The organism is Enterobacter asburiae, assembly GCF_008080435.1.
GTDB lineage: Bacteria > Pseudomonadota > Gammaproteobacteria > Enterobacterales > Enterobacteriaceae > Enterobacter > Enterobacter asburiae_C.
The window spans coordinates 280,323-298,371 of sequence record NZ_VRKN01000006.1 but is presented as its reverse complement, the minus strand read 5'-3'; the positions used below and the strand labels follow the sequence as shown (position 1 = coordinate 298,371).

General features: G+C 55.7%; 18 protein-coding genes. 8 read left to right on the top strand and 10 right to left on the bottom strand.

Annotated elements, in window-relative coordinates; all coding sequences use genetic code 11:
- Positions 1-198: 198 nt before the first annotated feature.
- Genes FU672_RS14470 through FU672_RS14460 form a run of 3 tightly spaced genes read left to right on the top strand, consistent with a single transcriptional unit; the run spans position 199 to position 2,799 of the window.
- Entirely contained in the window at positions 199-669 is a 471-nt protein-coding gene (locus tag FU672_RS14470) for a MarR family winged helix-turn-helix transcriptional regulator (protein WP_148243737.1), read from the top strand.
- Positions 666-1,733 (top strand): HlyD family secretion protein, encoded by a 1,068-nt coding sequence (locus FU672_RS14465; protein ID WP_148243736.1) that lies wholly within the window; start codon positions 666-668, stop codon positions 1,731-1,733. The genes FU672_RS14470 and FU672_RS14465 overlap by 4 nt, the downstream gene beginning before the upstream one ends.
- A complete protein-coding gene (locus FU672_RS14460) occupies positions 1,723-2,799 on the top strand; it encodes a DUF2955 domain-containing protein (RefSeq protein ID WP_148243735.1) in 1,077 nt (358 codons plus the stop codon). Before FU672_RS14465 ends, FU672_RS14460 begins: the two co-directional genes overlap by 11 nt.
- On the opposite strand, the gene FU672_RS14455 is transcribed toward FU672_RS14460, so the two are convergent.
- Complete coding sequence (locus FU672_RS14455; RefSeq protein ID WP_148243734.1) at positions 2,796-4,067, bottom strand: DUF445 domain-containing protein; 1,272 nt, start codon at positions 4,065-4,067, stop codon at positions 2,796-2,798. The genes FU672_RS14460 and FU672_RS14455 overlap by 4 nt on opposite strands.
- A gap of 246 nt (positions 4,068-4,313) precedes the next feature.
- Between FU672_RS14455 and FU672_RS14450 the strand changes: the two genes are divergently transcribed.
- Genes FU672_RS14450 through tssD form a run of 3 tightly spaced genes read left to right on the top strand, consistent with a single transcriptional unit; the run spans position 4,314 to position 5,680 of the window.
- Complete coding sequence (locus FU672_RS14450) at positions 4,314-4,676, top strand: tlde1 domain-containing protein (protein WP_148243733.1); 363 nt, start codon at positions 4,314-4,316, stop codon at positions 4,674-4,676.
- The gene (locus FU672_RS14445; RefSeq protein ID WP_148243732.1) at positions 4,676-5,188 is read left to right on the top strand and encodes a hypothetical protein; all 513 of its coding nucleotides are present in this window, start codon (positions 4,676-4,678) and stop codon (positions 5,186-5,188) included. The genes FU672_RS14450 and FU672_RS14445 overlap by 1 nt, the downstream gene beginning before the upstream one ends.
- Positions 5,189-5,680, top strand: a complete 492-nt coding sequence (gene tssD, locus FU672_RS14440; protein WP_148243731.1) for a type VI secretion system tube protein TssD — start codon at positions 5,189-5,191, stop codon at positions 5,678-5,680.
- 21 nt (positions 5,681-5,701) lie between these two features.
- On the opposite strand, the gene FU672_RS14435 is transcribed toward tssD, so the two are convergent.
- Positions 5,702-6,328: a LysE family translocator gene (locus tag FU672_RS14435; RefSeq protein WP_148243730.1), complete on the bottom strand. Its 627-nt coding sequence runs from the start codon at positions 6,326-6,328 to the stop codon at positions 5,702-5,704.
- Positions 6,329-6,375: 47 nt separating this feature from the next.
- Entirely contained in the window at positions 6,376-7,119 is a 744-nt protein-coding gene (locus tag FU672_RS14430) for a helix-turn-helix transcriptional regulator (RefSeq protein WP_148243729.1), read from the bottom strand.
- 151 nt (positions 7,120-7,270) lie between these two features.
- Here FU672_RS14430 and FU672_RS14425 point away from each other — a divergent pair, with 151 nt between their 5' ends.
- Entirely contained in the window at positions 7,271-8,641 is a 1,371-nt protein-coding gene (locus FU672_RS14425) for an NAD-dependent succinate-semialdehyde dehydrogenase (protein WP_148243728.1), read from the top strand.
- Between the two features lie 56 nt (positions 8,642-8,697).
- Here the strand turns inward: FU672_RS14425 and FU672_RS14420 are convergent, their stop codons facing one another.
- Complete coding sequence (locus tag FU672_RS14420; RefSeq protein ID WP_148243727.1) at positions 8,698-9,243, bottom strand: YfaZ family outer membrane protein; 546 nt, start codon at positions 9,241-9,243, stop codon at positions 8,698-8,700.
- A gap of 410 nt (positions 9,244-9,653) precedes the next feature.
- Between FU672_RS14420 and FU672_RS14415 the strand changes: the two genes are divergently transcribed.
- Positions 9,654-11,012 (top strand): esterase-like activity of phytase family protein, encoded by a 1,359-nt coding sequence (locus FU672_RS14415; protein ID WP_148243726.1) that lies wholly within the window; start codon positions 9,654-9,656, stop codon positions 11,010-11,012.
- A 60-nt stretch (positions 11,013-11,072) separates the two neighbouring features.
- On the opposite strand, the gene yjiA is transcribed toward FU672_RS14415, so the two are convergent.
- The 6 genes from yjiA to hpaB all read right to left on the bottom strand — a co-directional run bounded on the left by yjiA (position 11,073) and on the right by hpaB (position 17,872).
- Complete coding sequence (gene yjiA / locus FU672_RS14410) at positions 11,073-12,026, bottom strand: GTPase (RefSeq protein WP_148243725.1); 954 nt, start codon at positions 12,024-12,026, stop codon at positions 11,073-11,075.
- A 10-nt stretch (positions 12,027-12,036) separates the two neighbouring features.
- Entirely contained in the window at positions 12,037-12,240 is a 204-nt protein-coding gene (locus tag FU672_RS14405; protein ID WP_003856610.1) for a YbdD/YjiX family protein, read from the bottom strand.
- 96 nt (positions 12,241-12,336) lie between these two features.
- Positions 12,337-14,490, bottom strand: a complete 2,154-nt coding sequence (locus FU672_RS14400; protein ID WP_023334384.1) for a carbon starvation CstA family protein — start codon at positions 14,488-14,490, stop codon at positions 12,337-12,339.
- Positions 14,491-14,681: 191 nt separating this feature from the next.
- Positions 14,682-15,599 (bottom strand): helix-turn-helix transcriptional regulator, encoded by a 918-nt coding sequence (locus tag FU672_RS14395; protein ID WP_148243724.1) that lies wholly within the window; start codon positions 15,597-15,599, stop codon positions 14,682-14,684.
- A 180-nt stretch (positions 15,600-15,779) separates the two neighbouring features.
- Entirely contained in the window at positions 15,780-16,292 is a 513-nt protein-coding gene (locus tag FU672_RS14390; RefSeq protein WP_148243723.1) for a 4-hydroxyphenylacetate 3-monooxygenase reductase subunit, read from the bottom strand.
- A 17-nt stretch (positions 16,293-16,309) separates the two neighbouring features.
- On the bottom strand, positions 16,310-17,872 hold the full coding sequence (gene hpaB / locus FU672_RS14385) for a 4-hydroxyphenylacetate 3-monooxygenase, oxygenase component (protein WP_014168483.1): 1,563 nt from the start codon (positions 17,870-17,872) through the stop codon (positions 16,310-16,312).
- Positions 17,873-18,049: the final 177 nt, after the last annotated feature.

Here is an 18,049-nt window from a genome sequence, read left to right as displayed (position 1 = left end):
AGCCGTATGTTCCCCCTCACCCCAGCCCTCTCCCTCAAGGGAGAGGGGGTTGTCCGTGCAGGCATTATTTTGTGGGGAACCCTCAGCCCGCGGGGAGAGGGAGAACATCGTTTCGCAATTCCTGCGCTTTTGATTCTCGTTTCTTGATACTTACCCTGATAACTATTATCGTGAGGGCGTAATACGAGAGGACTCCCCATGAGTGAAGAAGAACTGTTCAGCCGCAGGCCGATGGGTATGCGGATGGCGATGATCGTGCGCCAGTGGCGTGCTGTCATTGACGATGCCATTCTCGATACCGGTTTAACCCAGTCGAGCTGGACGGTGATGATGCAGCTTCATCAGCTCGGGGATAACGTCTCCATGAGTGAGCTGGCAGAGGTGCAGGGCATTGAACTGCCGCCGCTGATGCGCACCCTGACACAGCTGGAAAAGCAGGGATACCTGCTGCGTACCGTATCGCCTTACGACAAGCGCATCCGGCTTCTGACGCTGACGCCTGAGGGAAAAGCCATATTAAAAAGGCTCACTCAGGTGATTGAGACCTATCAGGCGCGCGTATCGCAAAACATCGCGCCGGAACAACTCGACATTTTCAGCGCCATGTTGAATCAAATCGCCTGCAATTTGCGGACAATCCGCGAAGAAGATAACAAGACCGAAAAATAATGACCCCTGAACAAAAGTTTGCCCGCTGGGTAAGGGTGAGTATTGCCTCTTTCCTGCTGATGTTTGTCTACTTTATCGTCGCGGATATCTGGATCCCGCTGACGCCGGACTCCACCGTGATGCGCGTGGTGACGCCGGTTTCTCCGCGCGTCTCCGGTTATGTAGCGGCGGTACACGTCCACAACAACAGCCAGGTGAAGAGAGGCGAGCTGCTGTTTGAGCTCGACGACACGCCGTTTCGCAATAAAGTGGAAGCGGCGCAAATCGCGCTTGAGCAGGCACGCCTTTCCAACGAACAGCTGGATGCGCAGATCGCCGCCGCGCAGGCCAGCCTGAAAACCGCCGTGCTGACCGCGCGTAACGATAAAGTGACCTTCGATCGCTACCAGAAGCTGAGCACCCTGCAGAACGTCTCGCAGGCGGATCTGGATAAGGTCCGCACCACCTGGCAGAGCAGCGAGCAGTCCGTCAGCTCCATCCAGGCCAATATCCATAACCTGCGTATTCAGCGCGGCGAGCGGGACGAACACCGCAACGTGACGCTGCAAAAATACCGCAACGCGCTTGATGACGCGGAGCTGAACCTCGGCTGGACGAAGGTCTACGCCCAGGCGGACGGTACGGTCAGTAACCTGCAGTTAAGCCCGGGCTTTTACGCCTCCTCGGGTTCAGCCGCGCTGGCGCTGGTGAACAATCAGACCGATATCGTGGCCGATTTTCGTGAAAAAAGCCTGCGTCATACTCATCAGGGCACCGATGCCGCCGTGGTGTTTGACGCCTTTCCGGGGCACGTTTTCCGCGCCCACGTGACCAGCAGCGATGCGGGGATACTGGCGGGTCAGGAGGCCGTGAACGGTCAACTGTCCGAACCGGAAACCTCCAACCGCTGGGTGCGCGATGCCCAACGCATGCGTATTCACGTCGCGCTGGACGAAGAATTGCCGAAGCATCTGCCGACCGGCGCACGCGCTACCGTGCAGCTCTACAACAGCGAAGGGCCGTTTGCGCGCTTCTTCTCCGGGATGCAGATCCATCTGGTAAGCCTGCTGCATTATGTCTATTAGTACCCTGGCGCGGGTTTTTACCCCGCACGGCAACATCGTCTACACGGCAAACGACTTTCGCCAGACCCTGCGCATCGTCTTTGCCGGGATGATTGCGCTGAGCATCTCCAGCTTTTACAACACCAGCTACGGCGTGTTTTTCGTGGTCTACCCGATCATGCTGTTGTCGCTGGTGCCTGTGTTTAATCGCCACGTGGCAAAGCAGTTTATCTTCAGCGCCGCGTTAAACTGCGTTGAAATGATCTTCATCATCGGCTATCTGTCGCAATGGCCGGTCATCATGACGCTGGTGGTGTTTGCCCTGTACGTGATGCGCTTTCGTTTTATGAGCAAGGGGCCGCTGTTCCTGTTCGGCTCAATGGGCGTGGTGTGCCAGAGCGTGATGCTCAACTTTATGAGCTACCCCACTACCAACTGGCACACGCTGCTGTTTTCCAACATCGAAGCGAGCGTCATGGCGGTGTGCCTGAGCGCGCTGATGAACTATCTCCTGCCGGACGTGGAGCCCCGTAAGCCGCCGCCGCTGATTGAGAAAGACGATGCCCGCGTGCGCCACGAGTCGCTGCTCTCCGGCACCGTCGCGACGCTGATATTCGTGGTGTTTCAGATTAGCGACTTAAGCGATTCGCTTTCGGCGCTGATGGCGGGGATTTTGATCCTGTTCCCGATGCACTATCGCGGTTCGGTGATGAGCTCTATCTGGCGCGTGGTCGGGGTGGTGCTGGGCTGTCTCTACATTCTGGTGGTGCAGTTGATCCTCTACGATCACAGCAGCCATATGCTATTGATGATGCCCCTGATTGGCCTCGGGCTGGCGTTTGGTGCGCGACTCCATGTGATGGAGAAGGTGGGGGCAGGCGTGGGGTTTTCCAGTATTACCACCATCGGCATTATGTTCGGGCAGAACATGCACCCGGACACTGACTTGGTGTTCAGCGATCTCTATCGCATCACCTCCGTCACCTTTTCGCTGGTAACAACGCTGACGATGGTCTTTCTGGTGCACCTGATCCTGAACCGCTTCGAGGCGACGCGCTACGTGATCGCGCCGCCTGTCGTGGATTAATGCCCAAGCACGGCAGGTAATTGCGACAGTAAAAACAGGATCAGGCCAATCGTCCCGCCTACCAGCGTGCCGTTGACGCGGATGAACTGCAGATCTTTACCGATGTTAATCTCAATCTGGTGGGACATGTCTTCGGCGTCCCAGCTTTTGACCGTGTCGCTGATGTGGCGGGTCAGAAACGCCGCGAAATCCGGTGCGAGGCGGTGTGCGGCCTGCTCCAGATGCTCGTTCAGCGACGCCCGCAGGCTGGCGTCATTAGACAGCGTTTCGCCAAACCACAGCCCGGCGTTGGCGATGCGCTGCTTCACGCGCGAATCTTCACTTTGCATATCCGCTTTCAGCCACTGGCGCAGGTCAGCCCACATCTCTCCCAGATAGCGGTTAAACGCCTCATCGTTTTTCAGGTAGTGCTTGATGTTGTCGGCTTTTGCCGCCATTTCCGGATCGTTTTTCAGGTTGTCGATAAGCTTCAGCGTGGCGCGGTCGAACGCCTGGCGGATCTGATGCGTGCGGTCGTGGCTGATATCGTCCAGCAGCGCGTTCACCGCGTTCGACACCATCTCCGCGCTTTGATCGCCCAGCCACTCGGTGGGCAGCACCATCGCCTTGCGCGGGTGTTCGGTCTTCAGCCAGTGCACGATCTGGTCAGAGATAAACTCCCGCGTGCTTTCCCGCTGAATCAATGTAATCAGGCGGTTGATGATCGTATCCAGCAGCACCTGATGACGGTTGTTTTTGGTCATGCTCTCCAGCATCACGGCGCTGGTTTCAGTGAAATCGACCTTGTCGATGGCCTTATGCACCGCCCGTTTGAGAAGACGCTGAATGCGTCCGTCGTCGGTGAGTTCGAGAAAACCGCTCATCACTTGCATCAGATGCAGCCCGACGCGCTGGGCGTTGTCGGGCTTGCTGAACCAGGCCCCGATCATCTGGGCAGGTTCATAGCGGCGAATCAACGCCACCAGCGACTGGGTATCCAGAAACTTCTCCTGCACAAACTGGCCGAGATTATCGCCAATCCGGTCTTTATTGCGCGGGATAATCGCCGTATGACGCGAAATGAACGGAATCGGCACCCGGCGAAACAGCGCAACCACGGCAAACCAGTCTGCCAGCGCGCCGACCATTGCCGCCTCGGCAATGGCCTTTACGCCACGCACCCAGAAGGTCTGCGGCAGAAACAGGGTGGTGATAAACGCCGCGGCGGCAACCAGCAGCAGCGACAGCGCAAGAAGCTTAGCGCGTTTGAGTTCAGCTATTTTTTCCATGGGGTAAGGATAGAGGGAAGTGCACCAAAAGTGCAAAACTCGTGTAAGAGGAGGGAGACGCATTCTCTGAGCGAACAAACAGCTATTATATTAAAAAATATATGCTTCAAAGTTATCCATTATTAATTCCTCTATATTTTTTGTGCTTATCTATTCTCGATGGTAAGGTTTTGTGACCATCGTGGTAATTTAAATTTTCTTGTTAGTCATAAGATAAAGGACTATTCGTAAAAGGAGGTGCTATTAATGACATGGGAATATAAATTATCGACAGGAATATTGAGCCATAACGGCGAGTTTGTCGCTAACTGCTACAGCGGTGCTGGTGAATCGAAAGATAAGCCTGAGTGTGAAAGTCAACGAAACAGAGGACCCATTCCCAGAGGTGTTTATTTTATTGCCGGATGGAATAATCATAAAAGTGCAGAGGCCATTATTCTTGAGCCTATAGCGGGGACCAATACCTTTGGTAGAGATCATTTTCAAATTCATGGGGACAAAAAGGGGCAACCGCCAGGATCAGCATCAGCTGGTTGCATCATTATGAATGGTCAGGACAAGCGCCATATGATTTATGATTCGGGTGACACAATTCTGGTGGTGCGATAATGAAATATATTATTGCGCTATTCTTCTTGTGCTTACCGGTGAGTTTATTTGCCAAAAATCACACTCCTGAACAGATATTGCAAATGATAAACGACAAAGGTGCCAGCACTGTTGTTGGAGAAATGGATTCAAATGATAACGGTGAGTCGGAATGGTGGAACCATATCATCCCGAAGATTAGGAGCGGAACACAAGCATGGTTAGCCGTGGCGAGTGCCCTTGAACCCGGAGTGGACGCCAGTACGGCTGAAGATTTAAAAGCGGCGCTTTCTGAAGCCATCCCGCATAACCCTGAGGGTGTCTTAGCAATCTTAAAAGACGATAAACCGTTGCTCACTATTGAACAAGTCTGCGCTTTTGCCAATTTCCCTGAGACAGAGGCAGAGAGTAATAAGCTTTATGTAGATTCCATCAGGGAGATGTTTAAGGTTAATAGCCCGAAGGGTAAAAGATGCCTCGCCGTTATGATCGCGACCGTTGAATACTCTGTTCCATTCGATAAGGATATTTAAATGGCCATTCCGGGATATATGTCATTAACTGACGATGCGGGTAATATCATTAAAGGCAGCGTGGAGGTAAAAGATCGTGAAAACCAGATTGAGGTTTTGGGACTCTATCATAATGTGAGTTATAACTCAGACCTGCACAATGGCAGAGCGCTGAGCAAACGCCAGCATCGCCCCTTTCTCATTGAAAAGGAAATTGATGCCTCCAGCGTTTTTCTCTATAAAGCGCTGAGCACGGGAGGTACGCTCAGGAAAGCGACTATCGACCTGTACAGAATCAATGATGCCGGGCAGGAAGACATTTATTTCACGATCACGCTGGAAGCGGTGAAGGTCGTCACGTTGTTTTCATTAATGCATGACGTTAAAGAGACTTATCATGAAAAACAGGGACATCTTGAGCTTGTTCTGCTTCGTTATGAAAAGATCACCTGGCATTACCGTGACGGTAACGTTATTCATTCGGATGACTGGGATTATCGGTTAGGAACCTGAAAGCAGCCCGGTAAAATTCTTTCATATCAACCGCCACAGCACCCATCCTCCAAACCCCATCAACACCACCCCCGCCGTGCGCTCAATCCACCACAGCGAACGGCTGAGCTTCTGTTGAACCACGGGCAACCCCATCAGCGACACCAACGCTAAATCCCACACCAGCACCACCATCACCATCCAGACGCCGCAGGTCGCCTGTTGAAGCAGCGTGACGTCCGGCCCCAGTAACGCCGTCATCAGCGCCAGATAGAACAGCGCGTTCTTCGGATTAAGCAGCGCCGAACCGAGCCCCAGCAGGGTCTGCTTACGCAGCGAAGGGAAGTGCTGGTGGGTTTCATTCAGCGCCAGCGTCTGAGGTCGGCTGCGCACCAGATGCGAGCCGATCCACAGCAGGTACAGCGCCCCGCAAAGCTCGATAAGCGTAAATAGCCACGTAAACTGGCGCAGCGCGCTCCAGCCGATAATCACCAGAAGAATATAAAGCGCGTTACCCGCGGCGATGCCGAGGCACAGTCCAGCGCTGCCGCGCAGCCGATAGCGCGCGGCGTAGCCCACCAGCAGGAAGAAATCCGGGCCCGGGCTTAGCAGGGCAACAAAGTGCGCCAGCGCCAGGGCGAGAAAAGCGGAAGGGAATAACAGTTCCATAGCGACCTCGGTTAACAATCTGAGGTCAGAGTACGGCGCTGAAGAACCTATTTATTGTCTGATATTGATCGGCCCGTGGCGTACTGGCGCGGCGTGGCGGCGGTATAGTTGACGAAGGTCTTATGAAAATGGCTCTGGTCGGCAAAGCCGCTCTGGTAGCCGACGTCGGCAATATCATCCCCGGCACGCAGCCGCGCCTTGGCGTACTCCACGCGGGAGATGTTGAGAAAGCTGCCCGGCGTCAGGCCGGTGTCCTGCCTGAAGGTGCGAATCAACGTCTCCTTGCGCAGCGAGAATCGTTGGGCAAGTTCGTCGAGGGAAGGCGGGCAGGTGAGATCGGCAAGAAATGCCTGCTGAACCTGTCGGCTGGTTGAGCGAAGCGCGTCTGCGTTATCCGCACCGCGGGGAAGGGCAGAAAGCAGCGTGTCCAGGGACGCTGGAGACATCGCCCCGACAACCTCCAGGTAATGGGCAAACAGGTCAGGATTACGAATCACCTGGAGCGCCAGAGGAAGCTCGGTGTCGAGATAGAGCATATGGTAGCTGCGGGGCTGCCCGGCCACGGGGTTGCAGCTGTGCGGCGCATAGGCCGGGATGACAATGAGGTTCCCGGGGTTAAGGATGTACTCTCTGTCATGACACACGCAGCAGGTCTGGCCCTCCACAATCGCGCCGATGGAGAGCTGAGGGTGACTATGGCGTTTGTACGCCTGCGTACTCTGCCAGGTGCTGCGCAGCTCAAGGCCTGAGGCGCGGTGAAACGTCTGTCGGACGTGTCGGGTATCGGTCATGGGCGCTCCTTCTGAAGGTTTTTTATACCACGTCAGCGAACCGTCTGGCAGCCCTTCATTAAGAACCTTCCGGATATACCCAACTTTACGTCCACAGCCAGTCATGTTGACTACCCTTAATACCCTAAGCGGTAAAACAAGGAGATTCGACATGGCTTATCAGACAGTAAATCCTGCCACTAACCAGCTCATCAAAGAATACCCCTCACATACCGACGCGGATATCGAAGCGGCGCTGAAGGCGGCCGATGCGCTTTATCATTCGGACTGGGCGAAAGGCGACATCAACCAGCGCCTGCCGGTGTTGCATAAGCTTGCCGACCTGATCGACGATCGCGTGGAGGATCTGGCTAAAATCGCCAGTCAGGAGATGGGGAAGCTCATCGAACAGAGCCGCGGCGAGGTGAAACTGTGCGCGCAAATCGCCCGCTATTACGCCGATAACGCGAAGCAGTTCCTGGCGCCTGTGAAGTATCAGTCTGAACTAGGGGAAGCCTGGGTGGAGCATCACCCCATCGGCGTCCTGATGGCCGTCGAGCCGTGGAACTTCCCGTATTACCAGCTGATGCGTGTACTCGCGCCAAACCTGGCGGCGGGTAACCCGGTTATCGCCAAACATGCCAGCATCGTACCGCACTGTGCGGAGATCTTTGCGCATCTGGTGCGCGAGGCGGGCGCGCCGGAAGGGGCGTGGACTAACCTGTTTATCTCGTCCGATCAGGTGGCAAACATCATTGCCGACGATCGCGTGCAGGGTGCCGCATTAACCGGCTCCGAAAAAGCGGGCAGCGTGGTAGCGGCGCAGGCAGCGAAGCATATCAAGAAATCGACGCTTGAACTCGGCGGCAATGACGTATTTGTGGTGCTGGACGATGCCAATCTGGATAAAGCCGTGAAGATAGGTGTCAATGCGCGACTCAACAACGCCGGGCAGGTCTGTACCGCGGCGAAGCGCTTCATCCTGCATGAAAAGATTGCTGATGCCTTCCTGACCAAATTCACCGAAGCGTTTAAGCAGGTGAAGATTGGCGATCCGCTGGACGAAAGCACCACGCTGGGACCGCTGTCGTCTAAAGATGCCCTGGAAACGCTGACCAAACAGGTTAACGAGGCGGTGAAAAACGGTGCGACGCTGCACTATGGCGGCAAGCCGGTGCAGCGCGACGGGAGCTTCTTCGAACCGACGATCCTGACGAATATCTCGCGCAACAACCCGGCGTACTTCGAGGAGTTCTTCGGCCCGGTGGCGCAGATGTATGTGGTGAAAAACGACGACGAGGCGGTCGCCCTGGCGAACGATTCCCACTACGGCCTGGGCGGGGCGGTATTTAGTCAGGATATCGAGCGCGCGAAGAAAATGGCGTCACGGATTGAGACCGGGATGGTGTATATCAACTGGCTCACCGATACCGCGCCAGAGCTGCCGTTCGGCGGTGTGAAGCGCTCCGGCTACGGACGCGAGCTGTCGGATCTGGGGATCAAAGAGTTTGTGAACCAGAAGCTGGTGGTGGTGCGTAAGTAATTGCCGTCATAAAAAAACCTGCCATCTGGCAGGTTTTTTTGGTCAGTATTGGAACCTTAGAAGCTCACGCCACCGCCCACATAGGCGCCGTCAATCAGCGTGTGGCCAGGACGGCCGTCTTTGCCATCCACGCTCACATGACGGTAACCCACTTTCAGGGTCACTGGCGTAATCGGCGTCCAGCTGACGCCACCGTTGGCTTCCACATAGTTTTTCACGCTGTTGTTCAGGCCTTCTGGTGCCACATAGCCTTCACCGTACACGTGGATGCTGTCGGTCAATGCAACGTTTACACCACCGCCAACCGGGAACGCCACGCCGTTATCGCCTTTTTTCGGGCCGAGGTAAATCGCCTTCGCGCCCGCATTCAGCATCACCGGGCCCACTTCCAGGTTGTAGCCTGCGCCCACGCCGCCGGTCTGGGTACCGTCGTCGGTGTTTTTGAGCCAGTTACTTTCGAGATAAACACCGGATGAGGATTTCCCCATTTCCAGATTAAGGTTGGTAAAGTTTTTACCCTGCTCAACAGTGCCACCCATCGCCAGTGCGGAACCCGATACGGCAGCCAGAGCAGAAAGAAGAAGGATATTCAGTTTTTTCATGTTTTATGCCTCGTCATTAAATTTATCTGGGCGCACCTTAACAAGCGATGTTTATGACTGCAAATGTGATGTAAATCGCAGCTTTATACTGATAATGTTAATTTTTTTGTTGATATTGTTGCGTTGATGTTTGATTGCCGGAGTGTCAACGGGGGATGTTTTGGCGTTTAGGAACCATTTACTTTTTTGACTAAACATAAACTGAACGAGGCGGGGATAGTGATTTGAGATGAATTAATTGGGTTTCTAATAATTTCCAAAAATGTTTCATGTGTCACACAAAACAACAAAGCCTTACATTTCGAGTGATGAATATACGTTCAATCGCGCAGGCCGCTTTCCTTTTCATGTCATTTTTCTGACACGTTTATTCTTTACGTTGTTGGCTTCACTAACTGGATGCTAACAATATGAAAAGAAAAATTATTCCTGTGCTTATCGGTTGTGCGCTCTCTTTCTCTGGCCTGGCGGCGCAGCCCACTGCTGAGCGCTATGTCGTCAGCTTCCCTGAAGGCTCCCACGTGAGCTACAACGGCGCGTTTGCCAGCGCGTTTCCGAACGGACTGCCCGTGGGAATTGGTTCGGGTCTGCTGTTTACGGGCAAGCAGGGCGACGCCCTGACCTTTGCGACCGTGACCGATCGCGGTCCAAACGCTGATGCGCCAAAAATGGGTAAAAACGAAGCCAAAATATTTGTCACGCCGGATTTCGCGCCGCTGCTGATGACCATCCGCGTTCAGAACGGCAAAGCAGAGGCAACGGATGCTCGCCCGCTGCATGACGACAAAGGCGAGATCAACGGTCTGCCGCTGCAAAGCGGTGTGATTGGCTCCACCAATGAAGTGGCGTTCAGCGATACCCTCAAGATTCTGAAGGGGGACAACCGCGGGCTGGACACGGAAGGCATCACGCCGGACGGCAAAGGTGGCTACTGGCTGTGCGACGAGTATGGCCCGTTTCTGATTAACGTCGACAGCAAAGGGAAGATTTTGGCGATCCACGGGCCGCAGGCGGCGGAAGGGGAGAAATCCATCGCGGGCGGTCTGCCAAACATTATCAAATGGCGCCAGGCGAATCGGGGCTTTGAAGGCCTGACCCGGATGCCGGACGGGCGGATTATCGCCGCCGTGCAAAGCACGCTGGACATCGACGGTAAGAGCAAAAAGCAGGCGCTGTTTACGCGTCTGGTGAGCTTCGACCCGGCGACAGGGAAAACCGCGATGTACGGTTACCCTATCGACAGCGCGGCCTACAGTAAAAACAGCGACGCCAAAATCGGCGACATTGTGGCGCTTGATGACCAGCACATCCTGCTGATTGAGCAGGGAAGCGATAAAAACGACGGCATGCGTAACCTGATTTACAAGGTAGATCTCAGTAAGGCGAGCGACCTTTCCGCCTTTGACAAGCCGGGCGAGTACCCGGAGTTTGATGATGAGAAAACCCTGGCGCAGCGCGGCATAACCCTTGCGGAGAAAACGCAGGTTGTCGATTTGCGCGCGCTCGGCTGGCAGCAGGAGAAGGCCGAAGGGCTGGCGCTGATCGACAGCAAACGGCTTGCGGTGGCGAATGATAACGACTTTGGCGTGAAGGTGGCGATGCAAAACCCGGTCGAGGGCAAGAAGCTCAAGGATTATCGAGTGAACGCGGAAGGCACGCTGACGCTGGATGATAAACCGGTTGAAACCACCCTCAGCGTGAAGCCGCTGAAGAAACCGGAGTCGGACAGCGAGCTCTGGATTGTGACGCTGCCGGAAGCGGTGAAATAAGTTTCCCGCTCACCCCTCACCCTGACCCTCTCCCCACAGGGGAGAGGGGATGCATGGCGGTTATTTTTTTAGCCCCGCAAACGCCGCCCGAATTTCCTCTTCCGGCAGCTGTATGCCAATAAACACCATCACGCTGCGCGGCGCTTCATCGCCCCACGGTCTGTCCCAGTCGGCGCTGTACAGGCGCTGCACGCCCTGGAACAGCAGACGGTTCGGCTCGCCGTCGATCCACAGCATCCCTTTGTAGCGCAGCAGTTTGTCGGCAAACGACAGCAGCAGGTTCTCCATCACGCGCGAAACCTCACCGATGTCCACTGGGTAGTTCAGCTCCACCACAATCGACGCCACGTCGTTTTGCTTATCTCCCATAAAGTGGAAGCGCGGTTTCGACGTGACGTTTTCCTCCAGCATAAAGCCGTTGGTGTTGAACAGTTGGGACAGGTCGATATCGCCGTGCGTCACGGTATAAATCGGTGCGCGTGAATTAATGCGCGTCAGGCGCTCGCGCAGCTTAACGCTTTCGCCCGCCACGTCGGTTTTGGTCAGCAGGATGCGATCGGCGTAGCCCACCTGTGACTGGGCGATGGTGAACTGGTTCATCTGCTCGTCAGCATGGACCGCATCGACCAGGGCAATCACGCCGTCCAGCAGATAGCGCTGGCAGAGGATCTCGTGAGAGAAAAAGGTCTGGATAATCGGGCCGGGGTCTGCCATGCCGGTGCACTCGATCACCAGACGGTCAAAGTCGATCTCGCCGCGATCGCGGCTGTCGAGCAGGTCCAGCAGGGCGTCTTCTAATTCGTTAGAGCGGGTGCAGCAGATGCAGCCGTTGGTGAGGGTTTTGATCTGGGTGGCGCGATCGCCGATCAGCTGATCGTCTACCGAGACTTCACCGAATTCGTTTTCGATGACGGCGATTTTGAAGCCGTGCCGTTCATTCAGGATGTGGCGCAGCAGGGTGGTTTTACCGGCGCCGAGAAAACCGGTCAGCAGGGTAACGGCAATCGGGGTCATGGTCTCTCCTTTAGCAGCAGCGGACGCCGCCTTCTCCACTTCCGCCGTAGCGCGCTTCCTGACGCTCGCGGAAGAATTCGGTGTAGGTCATGTACGGCTTATCCGGATGGTTGGTCTTCATATGCTCAACGTAGTTGTCATAGTCCGGAATGCCAATCAGCATTTTCGCCGCCTGACCGAGGTATTTTTTTGCTTCGCCTAAGTTACCAAACATTGTGGGTTCCAGACAGAAAAAGCCCGGTGGCGCTACGCTTACCGGGCCTACAGTTTCTGTGTAGGGCGGGTCAGCGCAGCGCCACCCGCCATTTTTTTAATGGTGTGAAGAGGTCTTCACGCCGCCTTCCGGTACCGGCACGTACGGGGTTTCTTTATCCGTACGGCCGTCGGCGTTGCGCACGTTCAGCCAGGTTTTGATACCGTAGAAAATGATGCTGTACACCACCACCAGGAACAGAATGCTCAGACCCGCGTTGGTGTAGTTGTTCACCACGATATGGTTCATGTTGGCAATCTGCTGCGCGGTCAGATCCGCGCCGCCTGCGGCAATCTTCTCTTTGTACTGGTTAGCCATGAAGAAGAAGCCTTCCAGCTGCGGGTTGGCGCTGAACAGTTTCAGGCCAAGCGCCCAGGTGGTGCAGAGCAGCAGCCACAGCGCAGGCACCACGGTGACCCAGATGTATTTGGTGCGTTTCATCTTCACGAGGACCACGGTACCGAGCACCAGCGCCACGGCGGCCAGCATCTGGTTAGAGATACCGAACAGCGGCCACAGGCTCTTCACGCCGCCGAGTGGGTCGACAACGCCCTGATACAGCAGGTAACCCCACAGACCGACGCAGCCAGCAGTACCGAGAATACCCGCCACCAGAGAGTCGGTTTTCTTCAGGAACGGCACGAAGTTACCGAGCAGGTCCTGCAGCATGAAGCGGCCCGCACGGGTACCGGCGTCCAGTGCGGTCAGGATGAACAGCGCTTCAAACAGAATACCGAAGTGGTACCAGAAGCCCATGTCCGCCCACGGCAGCACTTTGTGGAACACGTGTGCGATACCGACGGCAAGCGTAGGAGCACCACCGGCGCGGTTCAGCACGGACGGTTCGCCGATGTCCTTCGCCGTCTGCATGATCTGCTCTGGCGAAATCACGAAGCCCCAGGAGCTGACGGTCGCTGCCGCGTGTGCGCTCGCATCCTTCAGTTGGGCCATAATCAGCGCCGCGTTGTCACCGCCCATCTCGTGCAGGTTTGGCATGGTAATGCCGAGGCCAGCAGGAGGGGTGTTCATCGCGAAGTACAGACCTGGCTCGATGATGGAGGCGGCAACCAGCGCCATGATCGCCACGAAGGACTCCATCAGCATGGCACCGTAGCCGATCAGACGCGCGTCTTTCTCGTTCGCCAGCAGCTTAGGCGTGGTACCGGATGCAATCAGGGCGTGGAAGCCGGAGACCGCACCGCAGGCGATGGTGATGAACAGGAACGGGAACAGGGCGCCTTTCCACAATGGACCGGTACCGTCGATATACTGGGTTACCGCAGGCATTTTCAGATCCGGGTTAATCACCAGGATGCCGATCGCCAGGCCGACGATAACGCCGATTTTGAGGAAGGTCGCCAGATAGTCACGCGGGGCCAGAATCAGCCAGACCGGCAGCAGCGCGGAAATAAACGCATAGCCAATCAGCGCGAAGGTAATGGTGGTGTCCTTGAAGGTCAGCGCCGGGCCCCAGTACGGGTCGTGCGCAATCACGCCGCCGAAGTAGATGGAGGCCACCAGCAGCACGATACCAATCACCGACACTTCACCCACGCGGCCCGGACGCAGGAATCGCATGTAGATCCCCATGAACAGCGCAATCGGCACGGTCGAGCAGACGGTGAAGACACCCCACGGGCTTTCGGCCAGCGCTTTCACCACGATCAGGGCCAGCACCGCAAGGATGATGATCATAATCAGGAAGCAGCCGAACAGGGCGATGGTCCCCGGCACGCGGCCCATCTCTTCTTTGACCATCTCACCCAGAGAGGCGCCGTTACGGCGAGAAGAGATAAACAGCACCATAAAGTCCTGCACCGCACCCGCCAGCACCACGCCGGCGAGCAGCCACAGGGTACCCGGCAGGTAGCCCATCTGCGCGGCCAGCACCGGGCCCACCAGCGGGCCTGCACCGGCGATAGCGGCAAAGTGGTGACCAAACAGCACGTAGCGGTTGGTTGGCACATAGTTCAGGCCGTCATTGTTAATGACTGCCGGGGTGGCACGCGTCGGGTCGAGCTTCATGACCTTCTGCGCGATGTACAAGCTGTAGTAGCGATAAGCAACAAGATAGACGGAAACCGACGCGACCACGATCCACAGGGCGCTTACGTGTTCGCCCCGGCGTAATGCGACAACCGCCAGACAAAAAGCGCCGAGGATCCCGAGTAAGGCCCAGGGCACGTGCTTCAGTAGTTTTTTAGTATCCATAGTAAGACCTGGTTTTTTATGTAAAGAAAAAAGGGTCAGGGTTCGTTGTGAGGAGGTATTGATTAATGCTGGAGGGATTGTGCCAGACGGTCGCACGTGTAAAGGACGGTAAATGAATGAGTGGTTGAAAGTGCCAGGTGAGCGGTCAAAGGGGGCGACGAGCGGTTCCGGCTCGCCGCCAGGGGGCGAAATTATGTGATTGAGATCACTTGATTATTCGGGTTACGCTCCACGGCCAGATAGCTCTCCAGCGTTCCGATCAGTTTTTCCTTCAGCCAGTTCGGCTCCAGAATCTGAATATGGGGCAGCCAGTAGAACAGCAGCGGCAGGATCTGGTTCTCGTGCGCCGCCTGACAGCGCAGCGTGACGCCGCCCTGTTGCTCCTCCAGCAGCTCCTGTTCCGGCAGAAGATCGCGGCGCAGGAAGTAATGCGAAATATTATCTTTAATGAATATTTTCACCGCGAAAGTATTTTCAGACACCCAGGGGTCGAGGCTTTTTTCCAGCAGCTCAAGGACATTTTCTTCCGGGGTGAAGGTCGTTTTCTGAATATCAAACCAGCTAATCTGGCTCAATGAGAAGGATTTCAGGCGGCTATTTTCGGTGGCTTGTAAATACCATATATTTTTTTTGTTAATGAGTTTATAGGGATTAATCAGACGGTTTTTCCCCTTATAAACAATCTGACAAACATTATGGTTTTTAATCGATCTCTCCATTTTCGTTAAATGACGGCGAATATCACGCTGGACCGTGTGTTCGGCTTCATTCGCAAGAATAAGAATATGGTTTTCGTCAACGCGCGTTTCAAGATTCTGCCAGAATTCCGTATTTCTTTCAGGGAAAAAGCTGTCAGCATTCAGGAAGTTAGCAAGGGTATGATGTAAGCCTTGTCCGCCGGGCGATTGTGCAGAATGGATCAGACGATATAGCCCGTTACCGGTATGTTCAACAATGGGAGAGAGGGCATTTAAATCCCTGTAGACGGTACGCTCGGTAATTTTAAATTTTTCCATTAGCGCACTGCGGTTTACCACACCGTTTAAATGTAGCTCAAGGAGAATATCGACCAGACGTTCAGCCGAGCGGCTCCGCGTCGTTTTAGCCATAAGGTCATCCTGTATATTTAGGTATGCGCTGAATGATGCGGGTGCACTGACAAGCGGTGTCAGTATTCAGTCACAGAAAATTTCTCTTATGGTTATATAACGGCGTGATTTAGCGGAAACCTTAGGAGTTTTTGTAGAAAGCGGCGCTGGCCGGAAAAAAAAGGCCAGCGCGAGGGGGGATCACACAGCGGCTTCCGCCTCCAGCATGACCGGGTGGAAACGGCGCTTGAAGTAGATCAGGCCGTGTCCCGCGTCACTCAGGATGATGTTTTTAATTTCAACAAGGTATACAAGATGTGTGCCGATGGTTTGCACCTGGCTAATCTCGCCTTCAAGACTGGCGAGCGCGCCCTTAAGCACCGGCTGCGCCAGCGGGCCTTTCTGCCAGCAGGAGAGAGCAAAGCGCTCTTCCATCGTCATACCGGTCATCCCGGCAAAATGGCGAGCCATGATCTCCTGCTCGTGATTCAGCACGTTAACGCACAGCCTGCCGTTGCCCTGAAATACCGGGTTCATGGCGCTGTTGGCGTTGATGCACACCATGACCGACGGCGGGGTATCGGTGACCGAACAGACGGCGGTGGCGGTAATGCCGCAGCGACCCGCCTCGCCCTCGGTGGTGATTACATTGACGGCAGCCGACAGGCTACTCATTGCGTCGCGAAAACGCAGGCGTTGTTCATCTAAATGCATTGAAACCTCCCGCTGCGCTATTTCAGCAGCTTGTCCAGCATGTTGATATCGCTGTTGTTGTGCAGGTGCGGCACCGTCCAGCCGTGCTGGTCGTATTCGGACATGCAGCGGTCGACCATCGCCATCATCTTGTCCATGTTGCCGGAGCTCTGTGCCTGGCGCAGACACTGCAGGCGAATTTCATCCTGGCTGCCGGAGTAGTTGATCTCATACAGTTCGTGACGACCGCCAAACTCGCTGCCGATGGCGTCCCACATCAGCTTCAAAATCTTGATGCGTTCGACGTGATCCATACCGTTGGAGCCGCGCACGTATTTCGCCAGATACTGGTCGATCTGCGGGTTGTTCAGATCCCGGGCGCTGGACGGCAGGTAGATCAGTCCGGAGGTGACGTTACGCTCGATGATGTTCTTGATCTTCGCGTAGGCCATCGGCGCCATCACGCGGTAGGTTTGCAGCGCGGCGTGATCCGGCAGATACGCACCGTTGACCCACGGCGTGGCTTCGGAGCACATGGAGTCGCTCAGCGCCCAGAACATGTTGCGCCAGGCCACCACTTCGCCTAGATCCGCCTGCACGCCGCGGAACTCCAGGGTACCGGTGCACTCCAGGGATTTCTTCAGCAGGGCGGTGATGAAGTCGAGCTTCACCGCCAGACGCACGCAGGCCTGCAGCGGGTACATGCGTGCAAAGCCGCCCTCCATCGTCCAGCGACGGCAGCGGTCGAAATCGCGGTAGATCAGCACGTTTTCCCACGGGATCAGCACGTGGTCCATCACCAGGATCGCATCGTTCTCATCAAAGCGGCTGGAGAGCGGGTAGTCGTACGGGGATCCGGTTGCGCCTGCCACCATCTCGTAAGAGGCGCGGGAGATCAGCTTCACGCCTTCGGCATCCATCGGCGCGACGAACATCAGCGCGAAGTCCGGGTTTTCGCCCATCACCTGCGCGGAGCCGAAGCCGATCATGTTGTAGTGGGTCAGCGCCGAGTTGGTCGCCACCACTTTCGCGCCGCTGACGATGATCCCGGCGTCGGTCTCTTTCTCCAGCTTGATGTAGACGTCTTTCACCTCGTCCGCCGGCTTGTGGCGGTCGATTGGCGGGTTAACGATGGCGTGGTTGAAGTACAGGCCGGTTTCCTGAATGCGGGTGTACCAGTTACGGGCGTTCTGCTCGAACTGGCCGTAGAACGCCGGGTTGGCGCCGAGCGCGCAGCCAAAAGCGGCTTTGTAGTCCGGCGTACGACCCATCCAGCCGTAGCTCAGGCGTGACCACTCGGCGATGGCGTCGCGCTGCTGGCGCAGGTCGTCGGCGCTTTTCGCCACGCGGAAGAACTTGTGGGTGTAGCCGCCGCTGCCGGTGTCGGTGCCCCAGCAGAGCGTGTCCTGCATGTCCGGCTTGTGCAGGGCATCGTACATCTGCGCGATGGAGGCCGCCGCGTTACGAAACGCCGGGTGGGTGGTGACGTCTTTGACGCGCTCGCCGTAAATATAAATCTCACGACCGTCCTGCAGGCTTTTTAAATACTCTTCGCCAGTTAACGGACGTTTGGCATCAGCACGGAAATCTTCAGGCTTCATAGGGACCTCGTATCGGAATTGTGTTGTTAAATTTATGTTTTGTTTTTGTTGTTTAATTGAAGCCTGAGAGCGGGGCGACGTGAAGGGACGATTGGGACAACGGCAGGTACTTTTCGGGTGGGATGTGGTTTTGTGATCTGTGCGGCTTTTCGGCGGGTGGCGCTGCGCTTACCCGCC

Coding starts and splice junctions, on each gene's coding strand:
- FU672_RS14470 (WP_148243737.1), top strand. CDS start 199: ATGAGTGAAGAAGAACTGTTCAGCCGCAGGCCGATGGGTATGCGGATG.
- FU672_RS14460 (WP_148243735.1), top strand. CDS start 1,723: ATGTCTATTAGTACCCTGGCGCGGGTTTTTACCCCGCACGGCAACATC.
- FU672_RS14455 (WP_148243734.1), bottom strand. CDS start 4,067: ATGGAAAAAATAGCTGAACTCAAACGCGCTAAGCTTCTTGCGCTGTCG.
- FU672_RS14450 (WP_148243733.1), top strand. CDS start 4,314: ATGACATGGGAATATAAATTATCGACAGGAATATTGAGCCATAACGGC.
- FU672_RS14445 (WP_148243732.1), top strand. CDS start 4,676: ATGAAATATATTATTGCGCTATTCTTCTTGTGCTTACCGGTGAGTTTA.
- tssD (WP_148243731.1), top strand. CDS start 5,189: ATGGCCATTCCGGGATATATGTCATTAACTGACGATGCGGGTAATATC.
- FU672_RS14435 (WP_148243730.1), bottom strand. CDS start 6,328: ATGGAACTGTTATTCCCTTCCGCTTTTCTCGCCCTGGCGCTGGCGCAC.
- FU672_RS14430 (WP_148243729.1), bottom strand. CDS start 7,119: ATGACCGATACCCGACACGTCCGACAGACGTTTCACCGCGCCTCAGGC.
- FU672_RS14425 (WP_148243728.1), top strand. CDS start 7,271: ATGGCTTATCAGACAGTAAATCCTGCCACTAACCAGCTCATCAAAGAA.
- FU672_RS14420 (WP_148243727.1), bottom strand. CDS start 9,243: ATGAAAAAACTGAATATCCTTCTTCTTTCTGCTCTGGCTGCCGTATCG.
- FU672_RS14415 (WP_148243726.1), top strand. CDS start 9,654: ATGAAAAGAAAAATTATTCCTGTGCTTATCGGTTGTGCGCTCTCTTTC.
- yjiA (WP_148243725.1), bottom strand. CDS start 12,026: ATGACCCCGATTGCCGTTACCCTGCTGACCGGTTTTCTCGGCGCCGGT.
- FU672_RS14405 (WP_003856610.1), bottom strand. CDS start 12,240: ATGTTTGGTAACTTAGGCGAAGCAAAAAAATACCTCGGTCAGGCGGCG.
- FU672_RS14400 (WP_023334384.1), bottom strand. CDS start 14,490: ATGGATACTAAAAAACTACTGAAGCACGTGCCCTGGGCCTTACTCGGG.
- FU672_RS14395 (WP_148243724.1), bottom strand. CDS start 15,599: ATGGCTAAAACGACGCGGAGCCGCTCGGCTGAACGTCTGGTCGATATT.
- FU672_RS14390 (WP_148243723.1), bottom strand. CDS start 16,292: ATGCATTTAGATGAACAACGCCTGCGTTTTCGCGACGCAATGAGTAGC.
- hpaB (WP_014168483.1), bottom strand. CDS start 17,872: ATGAAGCCTGAAGATTTCCGTGCTGATGCCAAACGTCCGTTAACTGGC.